We start from the raw sequence: 16,072 nt of genomic DNA on the forward strand, positions 1-16,072 counted from the left end.
CGCTTCAAATCAATCAATGTCCTGAATAAGCCGATTCCGCCTACATCGGAACCTTTACCGTGACTTTGCGTGGGCGCTGGCCGTTGCCCTGCACAAGAACGGTGATGATGCAGGTATCGCCCACCGGTTGCACGGACAGGAGCTGGCCGCCGGTCTGCTCGACGACCTGGGCTGCGGCGGCGCTGCAATCGCCTCCGATACGCACGACAAAAGTGCTCGCGGCGTCCGGTGAGGGCGCCGATACCACCAGTCCGGCGGCCAATGCTGCGACGCTCAGAGGAAAGGCCATGTGTTATGCTTTCAAGGTAATTCCAACTTGCCCCGAATATGTACTCACGCGACCTGAATGGCAAATGAATGCGCTGTAATGCAGGGTGTTTAGAACTGTTCTCGACTGTTCGGGACAGCCGGTTTCAGCGCCTGGAAACTGCCGCCGTAGCGCCCCAAAACGATGTCCTCCAGCCTTGGAATCCACGCGTTCTTTGTCACCTCCCGTAAAGGTGGGGAGCCGGCGGGACCGACACCATAGTCTTTGTCTGCGAATCGTCCGCGCTCTTCTCATTCCTGCCGACCGCAGCTTTCACCGGCCGGTTGAAACTGTTATGTCCTTGCTGCCCCCGCAGTTCAGACCGTTTCAGCACCTATGCCAAAATCCTCCCGCTTCCGCTCGGCGCAGACGGTCATCGTCCTTGCCGTTAGCCAGCTGATCGGCTGGGGCACGACTTTCGACATGCTCGGGGTCATGGGCCGCGTCGTGGCGCCCGATCTCGGCCTGGCGAACGAAGTGGCGTTTGCCGGCCTGACGATCATGATGGTGGTCAGCGCCATTGTCGGTCCGGCGACCGGCCGCTGGCTCGGCCGCTATGGTGCTGCCCGGGTGCTTTCGGCCGCCTCGCTGACCTTTGCGCTTGGCCTGCTTCTGCTTGCCGCCGCAAACGGCATCGTGCTCTATGCCAGCGCCTGGATCATCATCGGCATCGGCGGCGCATTTGGCCTCTCGGCGCCGGCCTATACCGCCGTCGTCGAGCGCGAAGGGGCAAACGGCAAACGCGTCATCGCCATCCTGATGCTGTTCACCGGGCTTTCGAGCGCCATCTTCTGGCCGATCCTCAGCCTGCTCAACGAGGCGGTCGGCTGGCGCCTCACCTTCCTGGTCTGTGCGGCGCTGCAATTCTTCGTCTGCCTGCCGCTGCATCTTTTCGCCCTGCCGAGGCCGATCGCAACACATGTCGACGGCGGCACAGCCGAAATCGCCCCGGTGCCGCTGTCGAAGGCCAAGCAGCGCAAAGCCTTTCTGCTGATCGCCGCGGCGACGACGATCTCGACCTTCGTCACCTTCGGCATCTCGCCATCGCTGCTCGAAATCTTCCGCCAGTCCGGCGCTTCGCCGGCCTTTGCACTGCAGCTCGGCTCGGCACGCGGCATCCTCGGCATCTCGGCACGTTTCCTCGACATGCTGCTCGGCCGGCGCGGCAATCCCATGCTCAGCGCGGCCATGGGTATCAGCCTGATGATGATGAGCTTCCTTATTATGCTGGTTGCCAGCCCGTCGACGCCGCTGCTCGTCACCTTCGTCCTGTTCTACGGGTTCGGCACCGGCGTCATGACCGTCGCCCGCGCGCTGCTGCCGCTGGCGCTGTTCTCACCGCGCGAATTCGGACTGCAATCGGCCCGGCTGTCGCTGCCGCAGAATCTCGCCAACGCCATCGCCCCCGTCATCTTCACCGCCATCCTCGACCGCGCCGGCACCGGCCCGGCGCTCGCCGCCTGCGCCGTTCTGGCGGCATTGTCGCTCATCTTCGTGCTGATGCTGATGGCGCTGGTGCGCGGCGCCCGCGCATCGGAATCAGCCATTCTTAATATTTCCTGATTATCATCCACGCATTGACGAGAGCGGCTTTCCGTCCACGCAGCGGCCGCTGGGGCAACCTGACTATGAACCAGCAGCCGGTTTTGGCGAATCTTTAGAATCGCTTGCCGCCGCTTTTTCGAAAGTTGAGTCCGGTGGTTCGGAAGTTGAGTCAGCTTCGCAACGATCCGAATCCGGACCATCAGTCATCCATTTGAAATTTCAATAGAATGTAGCTTGGCAGTTAAATGCTTGGGCAAGTCAGAGCGGCCGCGTCACCGCCGTGCGGCTGTCGTAATCGGCTGCGATGCGCTTTTCCCGGAGCGGCCGCACGCGATCGATCGAGAGCTGATAATCGGGATGCGCCTTGTAGGCGGCAAGGGCCGCCTCGTCGTCGAATTCGCCGTAGACCACGAGATCGATCTCGGTGCCCAACTGATCGGTCTTCACATTGGTGCCGATTTCCAGCAGCCGCGCATGCGGAATGCCGGTCAGTATAGAAAGCCCGGCCCTCACCTCCTGCAGATGTTCCTCCTGCACGGTGAAGAAGACGATATGACGGATCACGCGGAAGCTCCTGTCAGATTTATCCAAATGATGGAGCGCCCCTGGCGCATCCTATCGGACGCGCCGCACTCCAGCTGTCAGCCGGGCGATAACATGCGCGCCCCAGGCCTTCAACCGCACGAGCATGCCATGGGCCGCATCGGGACGTATCGCCGCATCGAAGATCATGGCATAGGCGGCGAGCTTTTCCGCCCGGTCGGTACCATTGACGATGCGGCGCGCATTCACCCAGTCCGCGGTCGTCGCGTTCAGGTGATCGGCGAGCTTGTGGCCGGTAAAGCTGCCTTGCAGCATGCCTTCGATCAGGATCGTCACCGCCGCATCCATCTCCATAGCCCGGTCGGGATCGGCAACGAGGTCGATCCCCGTCAACACACTCATCGCCTCGTAGTTCCGCTTGTGGGTGAGCTGCACCAGGCCGCGTCCGAGCCAGCTGCGGCCATCCTCGCCCGGCCGCCAGTAGGGCGTCTTCACCCAGGAGAGCCGGCCTGCGGCAAAGGCCGTCTCAAGGATCTCGACCGCGCGCGCATCGCTTTCCGCCAGCGTCTCGCGCACCGGCTGCATCGTATAAGCGGTCTCGTGGTAAGCGGTTGCGAGGATATAGGCGAGCCACCGCCGGTCGGCATCGGCAAACCGTTCTTCCCAAGCGTCGAGAATCGCCGTGATACCCACTACCTGAGGCTGAGTCAGGTTTCCCTTGAAGAGTCCGTGCCGTACAGTATCGAAAAAGAATGCCCGGTCCATGTGGACAACCATTCCGCGCTTCCCTCGAATATCATGGTTAAAACCGTCTTAATCGATTAAATTCGATTTAATCGTTTAAAGTGTTTAAGCCACTGATTTACACGCCTTTTGTCTTATGCAATGCATCTTCTTGCCCCGAAGCCTTACCACGAACAGAGGAGACTTCCGATGCAGACGCCCGCCAATAGCCAAACCACCATTCCCCAGCATGTCGTCGATCAGATGGAAAACGAATGGCGCCAGGTTCGCCCTGAACGGGAAAATACGCGTCCGGCCCAGCAGCCTCAACAACAACGTTGAAATAGACGCAAAGCGATACCGATGTAAGCTCGAGCGCCGCGCAGCGCCCGATCAATGCCCCGGCCAGTTACTCGTGGCCGGGTGAATTTTTTCATAGGTACAACAAACATCCCAGCGGTTTGACCGCCCCTCATCGCAGTCCAGCCCCTCATCGGGTCACAGCATCCAACCGTTTCGCCAGCGTGTCCAAGGACCGGGTGAAAACCATCCTGTCGTCCAACGCACGCGACAGCACCAGCGCGCCCTGAATGCCCGCGACGCCCTCCTCGGCGAGCGTTTGCGCCTCCCCCTCAGGGCAGCCTGCCCGCATCAACGCCGACCGCAAGGCGTCGATCCAGCGGATGAAATAATCGCCGATCTCTGCCGAAAACCGCTCGCGGGTCTCGTCAAGCGCAAAAGCGCCGACGAGGCAGATGCGGCGGCCGGAGCGGAAGTAATCGCTCACATTCGTCCACATCGCCGCGATCGCCTGATCGGCGTCGTCCTTTCTCAGCGGCTGATAGATCGCATGTTCAAACCAGGCATCGACATCGGCGAGCACGGCACCCGCCATCTCCTGCTTGCCGCCGGGGAAGAAGTGGTAAAGGCTGCCCTTGCCGATGCCGGTGCGTTCGGTGATGCGGCTGAGCGACGTGCCCTCATAGCCAAGCTCGCGGAAGATTTCGGCGAGCAGCGGCACGATGTCGGCGCGTTCGTAGACTGTCTTCAACCGCGGCTTTCCCTAATGCTTCAGAGGCCGAGTTCGGTCAGACCGGGATGGTCGTCCGGCCGCCGGCCGAGCGGCCAATGGTATTTGCGTTCCGATTCGCGGATCGGCAGGTCGTTGATGCAGGCGAAGCGGCGCTGCATCAGGCCGGCGGCGTCGAATTCCCAGTTCTCGTTGCCGTAGGAGCGGAACCAGTTGTCGCTGTCATCGTGCCATTCATAGGCGAAGCGCACGGCGATGCGATGATCGGTGAAGGCCCAGATCTCCTTGATCAGCCGGTAATCCAGCTCCTTTGCCCATTTGCGGGTGAGGAAGGCGACAATCTCGGCACGGCCGGTGATGAATTCGGCGCGGTTCCGCCAGCGGCTGTCCGGCGTATAGACGAGGGAGACGCGCTCGGGATCACGGCTGTTCCAACCGTCCTCGGCAAGACGGACTTTCTGGGTGGCGGTCTCAAGGGTGAAAGGCGGGACGAGGCTGGACATGGGTTCTCCGGGCGCTCCTGTACTGAACGGTTATCACTGTACCGATAGGTACAAAGATTGGCAAGCCGGTTCGAGGGGGCGTTTCGCCTCAGAGGTTGGAATGCAGGCTCCACCGCAGCGGCAGGGCGTCCGGGCGAAGCACGATCTTTTCGGGCGTGAAACGCCACAGCCTTTCCGCCCGTTGAAAGGCGGCGACCTCGGGCGAATCCAGCAGCACCTCGACCCTCCCCGTCATCTGCAGCATGTCGCCGGTTTCGAAATCGATGAAGACCAGCCCTGCCTTCGGGTTGACGAGGAAATTACCCAGCGTGTTGAAGAACCGATTGCCGGGAAAATCAGGAACCGTCAGCACGCCGTCGGCGCCGACACGCACGAAGCCGGCGTTGCCGCCGCGATGGGACACGTCCACCTGCCGCTCGCCATTCTCCCGATCGACATAGGAGGCGACAAAGAAGGTATCGGCGCCCTCGATCATCCCCAGTGCCCGATCGTCGAGCTGACCGGAGTGAAGCGGCAGCATTGCAGTCGGCATATCGGGATCGCGGGCGAAGGCGGAAGAGCGAAGCTGGATATATTGCGGGCAATTGCCGAAGCTCTGGCCGACGCGCACCTGGAAAGCTCCAGCATCCGTCCTGCGGATCACGCCGTTCAGCCGGTTGCGCCGCCGGGTCTCGAGCTGGATCCCGAGCATTCCGATCGCGTCGCCATCCTCCATGCCGGTATCGGCAGGATCGGCTGCGTCGCGCGGCAGGCGGACCTCGAGAATCTCCGGCTCCGGCGAGGCCATGAAACCCGGGCGCTCAGCCCTGACCGTTGCCCAGACATCGCCCTTCGCATCGACGGCGCCGAGCACGACGAAAGGCAGCATCGGAAAGAAGGCGCGATGCTGCTCCGGCATGGCCTTGCGGACGAAATTACGGCCCGGCCCGTCCATGCGTTCGGCGACACCGACGCTGCGCTGCATGGCGAGTTCGCCTGCATGCCAGGGCGATGTGGTGTCCTGTCTTGTCTGTTCCAGCATCACGGCCTCCTTTTGGGCACCATTTGGGGAACCGGGACAGCGACGTGCCCCAGTGGTTTTTCACGCGGCAAGGCCGATCTTGGTCTTGCGAAAGCCGACGAAACCCGGCAGGGCCTCGATGCGCGCAAGCCAGGCACGAAGGCTTGGATAGGCCGAGATATCGACATTGCCTTCCGGCGCATTGGCGATGTAGCTGTAGAGCGCCACGTCGGCGATCACAGGATTGTCGCCGAGCAGGAAGCTGCGGCCTTGGAGTTCGGCCTCGATCAGCGCGAGAATGCGATGCGCTCGGGCAATCACCTCGTCGGTACGGAAATCGGCGCCGAAGACGGTGACCAGGCGCGCAGCGCATGGCCCGTAGGCGATCTCGCCCGCTGCAACCGAGAGCCATTTCTGTATCCGCGCCGCGGCCACCGCCTCTTCCGGCAGCCAGTCGGTGCGGCCGTATTTGCGCGCGAGATAGACGAGGATGGCAGATGAATCGGCAATGACGGTGCCATTGTCGTCGAGTACCGGCACCTGGCCAAAGGGATTGAGCTGCAGAAAGTCCGGCGCCTTGTGAGCGCCAGCCGCCAGGTCGACCTCGACCAGTTCATAGGGCACGCCAAGCAGCGACAGGAACAGGTGAGCCCGGTGGGCATGGCCGGAAAGCGGGTGGTGATAGAGTTTCATGATGGTTCCTCTGGTCTTCTAATCGACGGGACGCGGTTGGCGATGGCCGCTTCGAACCATCTGCGGCACAATTTACTGCCTTCCATCTGGCTGCAGTAGAATGCTAATCTGGGAGGCATCTTACCAATTCATGGAAGGATAGAATGGACCGCCTCGACGCCATGACCGTGCTTCTTGCCGTTGTCGAACAGGGCAGCCTGTCGGCCGCCTCACGGCATCTGCGATCCCCGCTCGCAACCGTCAGCCGCAAGGTTTCGGAACTGGAAGCCCATCTCAACGCCCAGCTGCTGCAACGGAGCAACCGGAAGATCACGCTGACGGAAGCCGGCCGCTCTTATGTCGAGGCGGCGCGGGAGATTCTCGATCGGGTGGAAGAGGCGGAACGGACGGCCGCCGGTGAATACAGCGCCCCGAAGGGCGAGTTGACGATGACCGCACCGATCGTCTTCGGGCGGCTGCATGTCCTACCCGTCGTGGTGGATTTCCTGAAAGCCTATCCCGATATCAATCTGCGCCTGATGCTTGGCGACCGGGTATCGAACCTCATCGAGGATCATATCGACGTGGCACTTAGGATCGGCAACCTGCCTGATAGTAACCTGATCGCCACAAGGCTCGGCGCGATCCGCCGTACGGTCTATGCCAGCCCGGATTATCTGACGCGGCACGCCCTGCCCCGGCATCCAGGCGATCTCGCTCGGCATGACTGCGTCACCTTCGAGGGCATGGCCTCGATGCTGAGCTGGACATTCACCGAGGGGAAACATGATCTCGCGGTGCCGATCCGCTCGCGGCTGGCCGTCAACACCGCCGAGGCCGCGGTCGATGCGACCGTCGCCGGCCTCGGCATTACCCGCGTGCTCTCCTACCAGGCCGCACGCGCCGAGATGGCCGGCCTGCTGGTGCCGCTGCTCCAAGATTTCGAACCGCCGCCGGCGCCGGTGCATCTCGTCTATCCCGCGCAGGGACTGGTGCCCCTGAAACTGCGGGCACTGCTCGATTTCGCGACGCCGCGCTTGCGCGCGACGCTAAAGAAGCCCTAAGCGAGCTTGCCCTCTTCCGCCTTGTAGAAATACTGGCTGGCGACCAGCCAGCCCTTCAGCGGCCGCAGCGGCGGAATGCACGTGGCGAGCATGAAGGGACCGGTGACCAGAAGCTGCACCCAGATCGGCGCCGAAAAGGCCACCTCCAGCCAGACGCCGAGCAGCACGCTCGGGATGCAGGCGAAGCAGATAACGAAGAAGGCCGGACCGTCGGCCGGATCGGCAAAGGAATAATCGAGACCGCAGACCTCGCATTCCGGCCGCAACGTCAGGAAGCCCTTGAACATATGGCCCTGGCCGCAGCGCGGGCAGCGTCCCTTGATGCCGGTCTGCATCGGAGGAAGTGGGGGATATTCCGTATCCATGACGATCTCGCTTTCTTGCTCCGCAAAACATTGATACACTCAATATCCGCAATGACTGCATGCAATATAATTACATTATGGGGAAATTGCCAGTCAATTCGCCAGAATGCCGCAGAGCTCCCCAGCGCATGCCGGCAGCAAGCTGACTGCAGATTTATCAAGCAGCATTTGGGGCCGCAGCCAGGCATGGCAGTCTGGGCGAATCAGACGTGAACGTGGTGGTGAACGTGACGATTACGCTTCGCCCATGCCCGGACAGATCTGGGCGCGACCGATCTGATCTCGACCGCCTCCGGCTTTCGTCCGTGCCTGATCAGCCCGGAGCTGGGTTTCGCGTCAGAAGAACGACGCTGCCATTTCCGGCGGGCCTTCCAGCGCATGGGCCATGAATTCCAGTGCGCCCTGCAGTTTCTCCCGGGTGATCGGTCCGCCAAGGCAGACACGCACGGCCTCGGGCGCCGCGCCCTCGACCGTGAAGGCATCGCTTGCGACGACGCCGATGCCGGAAGAACGGGTGTGGCTGCCGAAGGTCGAGCGGGTCCAGCCGTTGGAGAGCGGCAGCCAGATGTTGAAACTGATCGGATCGGCGCGGTAGCTGCCGGCCGGCAGGATGGCGGCGACCATCTGCTGGCGGGCGGCGGCCTCGGCGCGGATGAAACGCAGGATCGTATCGGCGGTGCCGTCCTCGATCCAGCGGGTGGCGAGCGCCACGGTCAGCGGCGAGGCCATAACATTGTTGGCGCGCATGGCGCTGACGAAGGGCCACACGGCCTTGCTGTCCGGCGCTACGACATAAGCAAGTCGCAGACCCGCGCCGATGCATTTCGCCAGTCCGCCGATATGCCAGGTCAGATCGGGCGCTGTTGCGGCGAGCGGCGCCGGGCCATGCTGCGGAATGAAGCCATAGGCATCGTCCTCGACGATCGGCACGTGATATTTGCGGGCAACGGCGCAGATCTCCTCGCGGCGCCTGGCCGGAATGGTCAGCGTCGTCGGGTTCTGCAGCGTCGGATTGAGATAGAGCGCCTTCGGCTTCAATCTCTCGCAGGCCTCGGCAAAGGCGTCCGGCAGGATACCGTCCTCGTCCATCGGCAGGCCGGCCAGATTGAGCCGCAGCTGGGCGGCGATCGAGCGCATGCCGGGATAGGTGATGATTTCCGAAAGCACGGTTTCGCCCGGTTTTGCCAGCAGGCCGAAGATCGCCAGCAGGGCCGGATGGGCGCCGGGTGTGACGAAGATTCGCTCCTGCGAGGGCACCAGCCCGCGACGGCTGAGCCAGGAGGCGGCAGCCTCCTTGTCCATGCTGGAGCCGCCGAAGCCCTGATAGCGCAGAAGCGGAATGAGGTTCGCCGTCACCGCCGACATGCCCTCGCGCATGCGGGCGATCAGCTCGGGATCATCAGGTTCCGGCGGCATGTTCATCGAGAAATCGACGATGGAGGCGCGGCGGGGATCGGGCGCGGCGTCGGGCGCGAATCCCTGGCGCCCCTTGTCCGTGCCACCGGTAACGAAGGTGCCTCGGCCGACATGCGAATCCACAAGCCCGCGCTTCTGCGCCTCGACATAACCTCTCGCCACCGTCGTGAAATCGACGTTCAGCCGCTTGGCGAGTTCGCGTTGCGGCGGCAGCCGGTCCCCAACCACCAGATGCCCGCTGCGCAGATCCATTTCGATCACATCGGCGATCGCCATATAACGCGGGCTGCTGCTGCGGCTGAGATCGGGATGCCAGTCTTTCATGTCGTGATCCGTGTCGGTCTGATTCCTGATGAGATTGACCGTATATTGTTGCACAATGCCGCTGTCACGAAAAATGTCGCGCGCCAAGTCCGGAGAACGAGGCAGGACGGAATGGCGCAGCTTTTGCGCATGCCTTGATACGTTTTAATGACGGATTGTCGCCGGACTTGACTGCTATCTGCGCAAATACAATCCGTCACGGCGACCGCGCTGTCGCAGGCCGATTTCGGCAGCGTGCGCGCCAATGACGCTTTCACCCGAGAAGGCCCGGGTGAGGCGCGAGGACGGCAAGACAATCGGCTGCGTCTTCAGCGCGAATTGACGAGGGTTTGCCGCGCTATGGCTTCAGGCGTAGGCCGCGAAAGCGTCAATGCCGGTCAGCCTTGCCGACAAGATCCACAGGCGTGCCGCCTCCTCGGGATCGGCTGCATGGTCGCTGACGCCGCCGGGTTCTCCAACCGTTGCGCGGATGGCGATATCGCAGTCCTCGCAATAGAGGCCACCCATACCGTCGAGTTGCGGCGAGGTCGCCGCCCAAACCTGCGTCGCGGCCCCCTGGAATGGCGTCTTGAATGTCGGATCAATCGGGTTGCCGTCCGCATCGATCCAGCCGGCACTGACCATTTCCTCCTTTGCGAGATGGCGCTGCAAGGGGGTAAGGATCTTGCCCGGGTGCAGCGAGAAGGCGCGGATGCCGGTGTCGCGCCCGAGCCTGTCCAGATGCACGGCGAAAAGTGCGTTGGCGGTCTTCGACTGGCCGTAGGCTCGCCATTTGTCGTAACCGGTCTCGAACTGCACATCCTCCCATCGTATGGCCGAGTTGTGATGGCCACCGGAGGAAACCGCAACGATGCGAGCGCCGGGCGAGATCGCCGGCCAAAGGCGGTTGACCAAGGCGAAATGGCCGAGATGATTGGTCGCGAACTGTGCCTCCCATCCGTCGCCGACACGCGTTTCCGGGCAGGCCATGATGCCGGCGCTGTTGATCAGGATGTCGATGCTGCGGCCAGACGCGACCAACCGCTCGGCAAAGACGCGAACGCTTTCGAGGTTGGAAAGGTCGAGCCGATCAATCTCTACACCATCGATACCGGCCACGGCCCTACGCGCCGCCTCGATGCTCCTTGCGCCGATCGTCACCTGAGCGCCGGCGCCCGCCAGAGCGCGCGTGGTTTCGAGCCCGAGGCCGGAATGGCCGCCGGTGACGATGACGCGCTTGCCGGAAAGATCGAGACCGGCCAGAACCTCGTCGGCCGTCGTGTGGGCTCCAAATCCGGAGCCGATGGGGACTTGTTTGTCACTCATGATAATTACCTTTGTTCTGCGGCGTTGCCGTCGCTCGGGATGACGGTCGCGAGAATAAGGCGTGGTCTCCAGACGATCCATGCGCTAAAGTCCGACATCTCTTCGCCATCGTCCGGATTTTTACATGGACCCGTTATCGGATGTTCTCGCTTTACTCAAACCGCGCAGCTATGTTTCCGCGGGGCTTGAGGCTGGCAGCGCTTGGGCGATCGATTTTCCGCCCCCTGATGGCATCAAGTTCAACGCGGTGATTTCAGGCGCCTGCTGGCTGAGCGTCGATGGCGTCCCCGAAGCTGTCCGCCTGGAGGAAAGCGACTGCTTTCTGCTGACCAGCCGCCGAGCCTTTCGTCTCGCCAGCGATCCGGCTCTGGAAGCGATCCCGTCCGACGCGATCTATTCGATCGCCCGCGACGGCATTGCGACTTGCAATGGCGGCGGCGATTTCTTCCTGATCGGCAGCCGTTTTTCCTTTTCGGGAGGGAATTCGGACATCCTTCTCGGAATCCTGCCGCCGATCGTCCATGTGAAGAGGGATTCCGATCACGCCGCCGTGCTGCGCTGGTGCCTCGATCGGATGACGCGCGAATTGCGCGACCAGCAGCCGGGTGGCTTTCTGATGGCGGAGCATTTTGCTCATGTCATGCTCATGCAGGTGTTGCGCCTCCATATCGCATCGCCGAATGCGCGCGGTGTCGGCTGGCTTTTCGCGCTTACCGACCGACGGATCGGTGCGGCTATCGGTGCCCTGCATGCCGATCCAGCCCGCAAGTGGACCTTGCAGTCGCTGGCTGAACGGGCCTCGATGTCCCGGTCCAGTTTTGCCCTCCACTTCAAGGAAAAGGTCGGGCTTGCGCCGATGGATTATCTGACGCGCTGGCGCATGCTTCTCGCAGGTGACCGATTGACAAGCTCGGCCGAAGCAATTGCCGGTGTCGCCCTGTCGCTCGGTTATGAATCCGAAAGCGCATTCAGCACCGCTTTCAAGAGAGTGATGGGATGCTCGCCGCGGCAATATGGTCGCGCTCAGCCGCCCGCCGGTGCCATGCGAGATAGTCTCGGCGTTCAGTGAAACCTTGATTGGTGCAGGCATCGGAGGGAGGTCGCGCGTTGGCCTGCCGAAATTCCCTCCGATACGGTCTTGCACCCGCCGTTCATTCTCTTACCTATTCAAGGAAGAATGCGCCGGCGCCCATCGGGATGAAAGCATGAATATCGATCCGATTTTGCGGTCAGTCGTGGCCGTCCGTTCCTCCATTCCGGAAGATGCCTTCACGGCGGAGACGCTGGGCACTGTCCGGGAGGGTAGCGGCGTGGTCATTCGCGACAACGGGCTGGTGCTGACCATCGGTTATCTCATCACCGAGGCCGAAGAGGTCTGGTTGACGACCCATGACGGGCGTGTGGTTCCCGCGCATGCGCTTGCCTATGATCAGGAAAGCGGCTTCGGCCTGGTCCAGGCGCTTGGGCCCCTGAATGCACCGGCGGTGGATCTCGGCGACGCGGCGACGGCCAAAGCCGGCGATCCCGTTGTGCTGGCCGATGGCATTGGAGAATTCGTCGAGGCAAATATCGTCGCCCGGCAGGAATTCGCCGGCTATTGGGAATATCTGCTCGACGAGGCGATTTTCACGGCACCAGCCCATCCCTCATGGGGCGGCGCGGCCCTGATCGGTTCGGACGGCAAGCTTCTCGGCATCGGTTCGCTTCGCCTGCAGATGAGCGATGGCGACGAGGTTGCCGATATCAACATGGTCGTGCCGATCGACCTTTTGCCGCCGATCCTCGACGATCTCTTGAACCGCGGCCAGGTCAACAGACCGCCGCGGCCCTGGCTCGGCGCCTTCTCCGCCGAAAGCAATGGCGGCGTGGTGGTCATGAGCGTGGCCGAAGGCGGTCCGGCCGCCCAGGCGGGCCTGCGTCAGGGCGACATCATTTCGGAGATCCGCGACGAAGAGGTCGATGGCCTGGCCGATTTTTATCGCAAGATCTGGAGCAGCGGCCCCGCCGGCGCCGAGATTCCCATGCGGATCCTCAGGAATGGTCGGGAAGCCTGGCTGCGCGTCAAATCCGCCGACCGCAACAGCTTTCTCAGAAAGCCGCAGCTGCAGTAAGGTCGCGCCGGCATCGTGAAAGCCGCTGGCGCCCATTCGATCGGATTGTCTGGGCATCCTCATCCCGCCTCAGAGATTTTCCGGCGTGATCGTCAGGAAGCGCACCGGCTCGGCGCTGACCTCCACCTCGATGAGACCCAGCCTGTTCAGGGCAAGATCTATCGATCGCCTCGCCTGCACCTCCGGCGCCTGGTCGAGCACGATCGACATGATGCCGCGGCGGAGATAGTCCTGCGTCTCTCCGGTCAATTCGTGGCCGACCCAGAACGGTCGCCTAGCCTTGTTTGCCTCGAGCACCCTGGCAACACCCTTGTTATCGCCGCCCGCACTATAGACGCCGATGATGCCGGGTTCGCGCCGGAGGGCCGCGTGCAGCAGCTCGATGGCGTTGTGCTCGTCATCGAGGTCGAACATGACCTCGATGAAACGGTGCTCGTTTGAACCATTCTCTGAGAGATAGCTGGAGAAGCCGCGGATCCGCTCCTTATGGTTCTCATAGGCGCCGCTGTGGCAGAGAGCGACGAACGAACCGGGGCGCTGCGCCAGCATGCCCGACATGTAGTGAGCCGCGGTGCGTCCGGCAGCGTAGTTGTCGATGCCGACATAGGGCAGTTCGGGGGCCGGACGGGTCATGATCTGGACGACGGGAATGCCGAGACCGGCCGCCTTCCGCACGCTGGTGACGACATCGGCATGGTCGGGAGCAACCACGATCAGCGCTGACCGGCGTCCCGCCGGGTGGGCGATGTAGCGGGCGAATTGCGCCGGTTCGTTCTCGCGGACGAAGGTGCGGTGAACGACAATGCTGTCGTCGAGCGAGGCGGCAATGCGCTCGAACGCCCGGTTCAGACGCGAATAGAAGCTGGTCTCCGGACGAACGAGGATGACCTCTATCCGGATCAGCCCGCGATGGGCGACCGGCAGGCTCTGCCGGTATTCAAGCCGTCTTGCCGCCAGGAAGACTTTCTCCACCGTCTCTGGCCGCACGCCGCCGCGGCCGTTGAGGACGCGCTCCACGGTCGCGGTGCCGACGCCGGCTTGGCTTGCGACATCCTTCAAAGTCACCTTCATCAGGGCTCACTCACTCCCAAAGCTGACACAGCAGAGCATCGGCACGCTGCGCCGTCAATGATCAAATTTGATCAAGGAAGCATTGGAGCATGGGGGCGCCGCGGCAGTATCGTGCCAGCAATCCGGGAGGAGCACCGGACGTCCGAAACAACCGAGATCAAGGATCATCCGCCGGCACGACGCGGCCGGGGATGACGGAGGAGCCAGATGAAGATCGCACTCGACCCACATATGCACCGTCACCTCAATCTGCGCGATCTCTGCCGCAAGGCGGCGGAGCTCGGTTATGAGCATATCGAGCTTTCACCGCGCGACGATTTTCTGCCCTGGTGGGTGCGCCCGCGGGCACACAAGGAACGCATCGCGGAATTCAAGTCGGCCCTGAAGGATCACGGCGTCCAGCTCGCTTCGATCCTGCCGATGTATCGCTGGGCGAGCCCGCACGAGGACGAGCGGCAGGCAGCGGTGCGCTACTGGAAGGAAGCCATCGCGATTTCGGCCGAGATGGGCTGCGATACGATGAACTCGGAATTTGGCCGCGGGCCGTCGCCGGATCGCAGCCACCGCGCCAGTTGCTGCGGCGGCATGCATACCCACGAGCACAGCGAGGCTGCCTGGTGGCGCTCGATGGAAGAGCTCGTTCCGGTGTTCGAGCGCGAGGGCGTCACGCTCAACATGGAACCGCATCCGGAAGACTGGTGCGAGACGCTGCATCCGGGGATCGACATGCTGAAGACCATCGGCTCGAAGAACGTCAAATTCCTCTATTGCGCGCCGCATACCTTCTATTTCGGTGACGACATGGCGGGAATGATCCGCGATGCCGGCCCGCTGATTGCCCATGTGCATGTGGCCGATACCTATAATCACAAGGCGTCATCGGGGCTGCGCTACATCATCAATCCGCCGGGCGCGAAGGTCACCATCCATCAGCACATGGATATGTACCAGGGCGAGATCAATTGGGATGTCTTCTTCTCCTCGCTCGCCGCGGTCGGATTCGACGGCATCATCACCGCCTGCGTCTTCGGCTGGGAGGAGCGTGCCGATGATTCCGGCCGCTTCATGCGCTCCGAAATCCAGAAATATGTCGACAAATACTGGCCCGGGAAACTTGGCTGATCGTCAACATCCGCTCGGGCACCACCATTTTTCAGGAATAAAACCGTGACCATCACGATTACGACAGCCCCCTGCTGCTGGGGCGTTGATGACGTCAACAATCCAAATCTTCCCGCCTGGGAGCGCGTCTTCGACGAGGCGGCGGCAGCCGGCTATGGCGGTCTCGAACTCGGACCGTACGGCTATGTGCCGCTCGATGATGCGCTCGTTACAAAGGCACTCGCCGAGCGCAACCTCTTCATCGTCGCCGGCACGATCTTCGACGATCTGGTCTCTCCTGAAAATCGCGAGACTTTGCTGCGGCAGACGGATGAAATCTGCGCCGTCATCACCAGGCTGCCGCAGCCGGAACAGGTGGCAGGCCAGCGGTTCAGGACGCCCTATCTCACGGTCATGGACTGGGGGCACGACGAGCGGGACTATGCCGCCGGCCATTCCGATCGTGCGCCGCGTCTCGACGACAAGGCCTGGGCCGGGATGGTCGCGAACATCACGGCGATCGCCGAACTCGCGGCGCGCAAATACGGCGTGCGCGCCGTCATCCACCCGCATGCGGGCGGCTATATCGAATTCGCCGATGAGATCGAGCGGGTGGCAGGTAACATTCCGCAGGAGATCGCCGGCTTCTGCCTCGACACCGGCCATAGCTATTATGCCGGCATGGATCCCGTGGAGATGCTTCGCCGCTATGCCGACAGGCTCGACTACGTCCACTTCAAGGACATCGACCAGACCGTCTTCGACCGTGTGCTTGGCGAGAAGATCCGCTTCTTCGAGGCCTGCGGACAGGGCGTCATGTGCCCGATCGGCCGCGGCGTCATCGATTATCCCGCCGTCAGGCGGACGCTCGAGGAGATCGGCTATCACGGCTTCATCACCGTCGAGCAGGAGCGCAATCCGCTCAATGTCGCCGGCAGCCTCGAAGACGTGAAGCAAAGCCGCGACTATCTCAGGTCGGTCGGGTTTTAGGG

At 62.4% G+C, this 16,072-nt stretch carries 18 protein-coding genes; 7 read left to right on the forward strand and 11 right to left on the reverse strand.

The annotated features are described in order from the left end of the window. Nucleotides 1-40 precede the first annotated feature (40 nt). Nucleotides 41-289 (reverse strand): hypothetical protein, encoded by a 249-nt coding sequence (locus tag OLZ32_RS19430; RefSeq protein ID WP_003546763.1) that lies wholly within the window; start codon nucleotides 287-289, stop codon nucleotides 41-43. Between the two features lie 354 nt (nucleotides 290-643). On the opposite strand from OLZ32_RS19430, the gene OLZ32_RS19435 reads away from it, so the two are divergent. Beyond that, on the forward strand, nucleotides 644-1,870 hold the full coding sequence (locus tag OLZ32_RS19435; RefSeq protein ID WP_264422112.1) for an MFS transporter: 1,227 nt from the start codon (nucleotides 644-646) through the stop codon (nucleotides 1,868-1,870). Between the two features lie 240 nt (nucleotides 1,871-2,110). On the opposite strand, the gene OLZ32_RS19440 is transcribed toward OLZ32_RS19435, so the two are convergent. Then, nucleotides 2,111-2,416: a Dabb family protein gene (locus OLZ32_RS19440; protein ID WP_003546748.1), complete on the reverse strand. Its 306-nt coding sequence runs from the start codon at nucleotides 2,414-2,416 to the stop codon at nucleotides 2,111-2,113. A gap of 51 nt (nucleotides 2,417-2,467) precedes the next feature. Further along, nucleotides 2,468-3,172 carry a hypothetical protein gene (locus OLZ32_RS19445; protein ID WP_003546732.1) on the reverse strand — a complete coding sequence of 235 codons (705 nt, stop codon included), beginning with the start codon at nucleotides 3,170-3,172 and terminating at the stop codon, nucleotides 2,468-2,470. A 156-nt stretch (nucleotides 3,173-3,328) separates the two neighbouring features. Between OLZ32_RS19445 and OLZ32_RS19450 the strand changes: the two genes are divergently transcribed. After that, the gene (locus OLZ32_RS19450) at nucleotides 3,329-3,460 is read left to right on the forward strand and encodes a hypothetical protein (protein WP_003546730.1); all 132 of its coding nucleotides are present in this window, start codon (nucleotides 3,329-3,331) and stop codon (nucleotides 3,458-3,460) included. A 148-nt stretch (nucleotides 3,461-3,608) separates the two neighbouring features. Here the strand turns inward: OLZ32_RS19450 and OLZ32_RS19455 are convergent, their stop codons facing one another. The 4 genes from OLZ32_RS19455 to OLZ32_RS19470 all read right to left on the reverse strand — a co-directional run bounded on the left by OLZ32_RS19455 (nucleotide 3,609) and on the right by OLZ32_RS19470 (nucleotide 6,344). Then, nucleotides 3,609-4,169, reverse strand: coding sequence for a TetR/AcrR family transcriptional regulator (locus OLZ32_RS19455; RefSeq protein WP_264422115.1), 561 nt, complete (start codon nucleotides 4,167-4,169; stop codon nucleotides 3,609-3,611). Between the two features lie 20 nt (nucleotides 4,170-4,189). Beyond that, entirely contained in the window at nucleotides 4,190-4,651 is a 462-nt protein-coding gene (locus OLZ32_RS19460; RefSeq protein WP_264422117.1) for a nuclear transport factor 2 family protein, read from the reverse strand. Between the two features lie 88 nt (nucleotides 4,652-4,739). Then, complete coding sequence (locus OLZ32_RS19465; RefSeq protein WP_264422120.1) at nucleotides 4,740-5,672, reverse strand: pyridoxamine 5'-phosphate oxidase family protein; 933 nt, start codon at nucleotides 5,670-5,672, stop codon at nucleotides 4,740-4,742. Nucleotides 5,673-5,732: 60 nt separating this feature from the next. Continuing rightward, nucleotides 5,733-6,344, reverse strand: coding sequence for a glutathione S-transferase family protein (locus tag OLZ32_RS19470; RefSeq protein WP_264422122.1), 612 nt, complete (start codon nucleotides 6,342-6,344; stop codon nucleotides 5,733-5,735). A gap of 143 nt (nucleotides 6,345-6,487) precedes the next feature. Here OLZ32_RS19470 and OLZ32_RS19475 point away from each other — a divergent pair, with 143 nt between their 5' ends. Then, complete coding sequence (locus OLZ32_RS19475) at nucleotides 6,488-7,387, forward strand: LysR family transcriptional regulator (RefSeq protein WP_264422124.1); 900 nt, start codon at nucleotides 6,488-6,490, stop codon at nucleotides 7,385-7,387. On the opposite strand, the gene OLZ32_RS19480 is transcribed toward OLZ32_RS19475, so the two are convergent. From OLZ32_RS19480 to OLZ32_RS19490, 3 genes are all read right to left on the reverse strand, one after another. Continuing rightward, nucleotides 7,384-7,752: a DUF983 domain-containing protein gene (locus OLZ32_RS19480; protein ID WP_003546717.1), complete on the reverse strand. Its 369-nt coding sequence runs from the start codon at nucleotides 7,750-7,752 to the stop codon at nucleotides 7,384-7,386. The genes OLZ32_RS19475 and OLZ32_RS19480 overlap by 4 nt on opposite strands. A 336-nt stretch (nucleotides 7,753-8,088) precedes the next feature. Then, a complete protein-coding gene (locus tag OLZ32_RS19485; protein ID WP_264422126.1) occupies nucleotides 8,089-9,492 on the reverse strand; it encodes an aminotransferase-like domain-containing protein in 1,404 nt (467 codons plus the stop codon). 345 nt (nucleotides 9,493-9,837) lie between these two features. Then, a complete protein-coding gene (locus tag OLZ32_RS19490) occupies nucleotides 9,838-10,797 on the reverse strand; it encodes an SDR family NAD(P)-dependent oxidoreductase (RefSeq protein ID WP_264422128.1) in 960 nt (319 codons plus the stop codon). 124 nt (nucleotides 10,798-10,921) lie between these two features. Here OLZ32_RS19490 and OLZ32_RS19495 point away from each other — a divergent pair, with 124 nt between their 5' ends. Both OLZ32_RS19495 and OLZ32_RS19500 read left to right on the forward strand, forming a co-directional pair. Then, nucleotides 10,922-11,866, forward strand: a complete 945-nt coding sequence (locus tag OLZ32_RS19495; protein WP_264422130.1) for an AraC family transcriptional regulator — start codon at nucleotides 10,922-10,924, stop codon at nucleotides 11,864-11,866. 136 nt (nucleotides 11,867-12,002) lie between these two features. Beyond that, nucleotides 12,003-12,908: a S1C family serine protease gene (locus OLZ32_RS19500; protein WP_264422132.1), complete on the forward strand. Its 906-nt coding sequence runs from the start codon at nucleotides 12,003-12,005 to the stop codon at nucleotides 12,906-12,908. Between the two features lie 69 nt (nucleotides 12,909-12,977). Here OLZ32_RS19500 and OLZ32_RS19505 read toward each other — a convergent pair whose 3' ends face one another. Beyond that, a complete protein-coding gene (locus OLZ32_RS19505; RefSeq protein ID WP_264422134.1) occupies nucleotides 12,978-13,979 on the reverse strand; it encodes a LacI family DNA-binding transcriptional regulator in 1,002 nt (333 codons plus the stop codon). Nucleotides 13,980-14,186: 207 nt separating this feature from the next. Here OLZ32_RS19505 and OLZ32_RS19510 point away from each other — a divergent pair, with 207 nt between their 5' ends. After that, entirely contained in the window at nucleotides 14,187-15,101 is a 915-nt protein-coding gene (locus OLZ32_RS19510) for a sugar phosphate isomerase/epimerase family protein (protein ID WP_264422136.1), read from the forward strand. 45 nt (nucleotides 15,102-15,146) lie between these two features. Then, entirely contained in the window at nucleotides 15,147-16,070 is a 924-nt protein-coding gene (locus OLZ32_RS19515; protein ID WP_264422138.1) for a sugar phosphate isomerase/epimerase, read from the forward strand. Nucleotides 16,071-16,072 lie beyond the last annotated feature (2 nt).

It is taken from the genome of Rhizobium acaciae, assembly GCF_025941625.1.
GTDB classification, from domain to species: Bacteria; Pseudomonadota; Alphaproteobacteria; order Rhizobiales; family Rhizobiaceae; genus Rhizobium; species Rhizobium acaciae.